Source organism: Limnospira sp. PMC 1279.21 (assembly GCF_032349615.1).
GTDB classification, from domain to species: domain Bacteria; phylum Cyanobacteriota; class Cyanobacteriia; order Cyanobacteriales; family Microcoleaceae; genus Limnospira; species Limnospira fusiformis.
The window spans coordinates 1-3,199 of record NZ_JARPLU010000293.1 but is presented as its reverse complement, the minus strand read 5'-3'; the positions used below and the strand labels follow the sequence as shown (position 1 = coordinate 3,199).

The 3,199-nt window shown below is 45.2% G+C and carries 3 protein-coding genes and 1 pseudogene; all 4 read right to left on the bottom strand.

Annotated features, from left to right (window positions below):
- Positions 1–212: 212 nt before the first annotated feature.
- Positions 213–737: a transcriptional repressor gene (locus P5683_RS23665; protein ID WP_174447168.1), complete on the bottom strand. Its 525-nt coding sequence runs from the start codon at positions 735–737 to the stop codon at positions 213–215.
- 152 nt (positions 738–889) lie between these two features.
- Positions 890–2,113: an RNA polymerase sigma factor SigC gene (sigC, locus tag P5683_RS23660; RefSeq protein WP_006623217.1), complete on the bottom strand. Its 1,224-nt coding sequence runs from the start codon at positions 2,111–2,113 to the stop codon at positions 890–892.
- 612 nt (positions 2,114–2,725) lie between these two features.
- Positions 2,726–2,860, bottom strand: a pseudogene (locus P5683_RS23655) (IS1 family transposase); the annotation flags it as partial.
- The gene (locus P5683_RS23650; RefSeq protein WP_396442775.1) at positions 2,842–3,174 is read right to left on the bottom strand and encodes a transposase; all 333 of its coding nucleotides are present in this window, start codon (positions 3,172–3,174) and stop codon (positions 2,842–2,844) included. The pseudogene P5683_RS23655 and the gene P5683_RS23650, both read right to left, overlap by 19 nt.
- Positions 3,175–3,199: the final 25 nt, after the last annotated feature.

Genomic DNA, 3,199 nt, shown 5'->3' with positions numbered 1-3,199 from the left:
GTCCCTTGACACCAATCTGGACTTCTACAACTCCAAGGCAAAGGTAAACGCTTCTTCCCATACCTCGCCGGGTCTGCAACGCCAAGCACAAAAATAACAAGGGAGCTTTTAGACCCCGTATCTGTATATATTTGAGGAACCGCATCAACCCGCTGGCGATCGCCCTAGGGATAGACAGCGGTTCCTGGGACTACCACGCCGCCAAGTGAAACTCAATCAGGGTTAAGGTACTCACCGGAAGTTTCTGCGATCGCCTGAGAACAAGACCAATTACTAGAAACCAATGAAGGCCAGCCCATGCGTAAAGCCTCATGACAAACAGTATGAACTGTCAATTGGCAATCTAGCAAATGCAACCCAGATTTCTCCGCCTGCTTCAAACCGATTTTGGAAATCGACTCATTCTGAAATTCTATGGTTTTGTTACACTGTACACAGACAAGATGGTGATGATGGTGTGGGTAAGGCTGATTTATTTCATAATGCTTGTGGCCCTCTGCCAGTTCCAACTCTCGCAAAATTCCCATCCGCGCCATTAACTTGAGTGTGCGGTAAATCGTAGACAAACTAATCGTCTCCCCACGACCTTTTAACAAATCATAGAGATCCTCAGCACTGAGATGATTTCCTTTTGGCAAATTTTGAAAAACATGGAGGATAGTTTCCCGCTGAGGAGTCAGTCGCCACCCTTTGTTATTCAGTTCCGATTTAAACGAAGTCGCGGTATATAACACCATCATTAAACTATCAATAAAACCTTAATACTGACAATGATACACAAGATTTTGAGATTCTGTCAAAAAAACTAGCTTATTGATAATCAATTCTGATAAACCCAACCCTAGGGGCGAGTGTTATCTCCCATAACCCCGCCACCAAGGCTCAAAAACTAATCCAGAGAATCCAGATAATCCCGCACTCGGTTACGACGCTTAGGCTGGCGCAGTTTTTGCAGAGCCTTAGCCTCGATTTGGCGAACCCGTTCCCGCGACAGATCCAGAGCACGACCAATTTCCGCTAGGGAGTAAGGATGACCATCACCCAAACCATAACGCATTTGAATGACAGCCCGCTCCTTACCACTGAGATCAGCTAGGAGGTTCTGTAGTTCTCGATAAAGAGATTCCCGCATCAACAGTTCTTCCGGGGTGCTTTCTTCTGTTTCTAGCAAATCTCCTAGTTCTGTATCTTTGTCCGTTCCCACTTTGGTTTCTAAGGAAACTGAACGGGGAACCCGCAGCAGCACTTCCCGAATTTGATCCGGGGTCATCTTTAATTCAGTGGCGATATCATCAATGGTAGCCGTGCGACTTTTTTCTTGGGAAATCTTGCGCTGGGCTTTCTTAATTTTATTGAGTTTCTCGGTAATATGCACCGGAAGCCTGATAGTCCGGCTTTGAGTGGCGATCGCCCGGGTAATTCCTTGGCGAATCCACCAGTAAGAGTAAGTGCTAAAGCGGTAGCCACGGGTAGGATCAAACTTTTCTACGGCTCGTTCTAATCCTAGGGTTCCCTCTTGGATTAAGTCTAATAGTTCTAAACCACGGTTTTGATATTTTTTAGCAACTGATACCACCAGGCGCAAATTAGCTTTGATCATGTGATCTTTAGCCTGTAGGCCTTCCCGCTGGACTTGTTTTAGTTCTTCTACACTCAGGTTAGCTAGTTCCGCCCAACAGCGCTTACCCTCTGCCATAATCTGCTTGAGTTGAGCTACATTAACCCCCCCAGCCGCAGCCCAACGCTCTAAGGATGGACGATGGCTTAATTTAGCACAGAGGCGATCGCGTACTTTCAGGAGATTAACATAGGTCTGGAGTACCCCCCCCTTGGTTTCCGCCTCCGTGTCCCGCAATTCCACCAGTTGTACATAACGCTGAACTTTTTGGGCTTCTGAGACTTCCTCATCTTTTCCCAGTAAGCGAACCCGACCAATTTCTTGGAGGTACAGACGCACTAAGTCCGTAGTGCGCCTACTGCTTTGAGCCTCAGAGAGGTCAACATCACTGAAGTCAAGGCGGATGAGTTCATCTGTTGGTAGTTCCATATCCTTGTCCTTAGTTGGGAAAGTTTGGGTGGACTCTTTATCTGGGGAAGCTTTGGTGGCTGACATGATCGTGTTCTCAGTTGCTTTTGGTTAAACACAAATTGCTCTCACAGAGCCTAGGATTCAGTATTCCCAGGATGTTAAGGTTGGCGATCGCACTAGCTAATTCTTGATTCAGGTTAAGACCGCTCTTGAGTCTTTCAGTTCCCAATGTTGCCGATCAGCAATCTGAGTCATGAATTATTGGTGAGGGATACCTGAATTAGTCGGTATATCAATAATCAGGGTTACTTTTTCAGGTCTGTTACCTAGTATATGGAAACTCCCTCATTAAAGAAGTGACCCCTATCAGTTAACAAGCTAATCTTCATCACCTGTAATGGGGGTTCCCGATCACTTTTGAAGAATCTATGAGTTTCGTAATAAAAGTTTACAATGCCCGCCTGAACAAGCAGCGATGTCAGACTTAGCCACACTGATTTGAGATTTTCTTGCCCAAAATTGTAGCAGGCTTTTTTGGAGAATTTAATTCAGTCTAACACAGTTAAGTTAAACAAATTCCCAAGCTGATCTTAAATCTCAAAAGAGGACTCCCGTTAAGCCGAGCGGCTTAACGGCGAGATGAATTTTGACCAGTAACCAAACTCCGGAAGCGAATCCTTTTGTAGGGTGGTAGTGCTAAAGAGGTAATGATGCGTTGTAGTGATGGATAAAATACCAAATGCCACCAATGTGATTCTGCAAACACTTGGAAAAGGACAAGGTCTTGGGTACTAAGCGAGACACTGGTTGTCTCAAGGTATTGTTAAACCTTTTGATGTATAGCACCTTATTCGCCAGACCTCAATACAATGGCGAATGCGGGCTTTCAACCACGACCAACATTTCTCTATCTTGTTGAGGTCTGGCGAATAAGGCGGAAGATAGAGTAAACGGCATTGAGCTGCCTCCACCAGTTCAGCAATCCGCCCCCCTTTATGAAACGTTGCATTGTCCAATACTAGAGTCTGACCTGGCTTCAATGTTGGAATTAAGATAAACTCCAACCACAACTCAAACACTGTCCAATTACAACAACCCTCAAAGGTAAAGGGAGCTACAGCCTTTATCTCAATCATTAAGCACATTAACAACACTTGGTAAACCAGTTAT

What these genes read in the sequence shown, in the direction of transcription:
- P5683_RS23650 (WP_396442775.1), bottom strand. Translation starts at nt 3,174, where the DNA reads ATGTGCTTAATGATTGAGATAAAGGCTGTAGCTCCCTTTACCTTTGAG.
- sigC (WP_006623217.1), bottom strand. Translation starts at nt 2,113, where the DNA reads ATGTCAGCCACCAAAGCTTCCCCAGATAAAGAGTCCACCCAAACTTTC.
- P5683_RS23665 (WP_174447168.1), bottom strand. Translation starts at nt 737, where the DNA reads ATGGTGTTATATACCGCGACTTCGTTTAAATCGGAACTGAATAACAAA.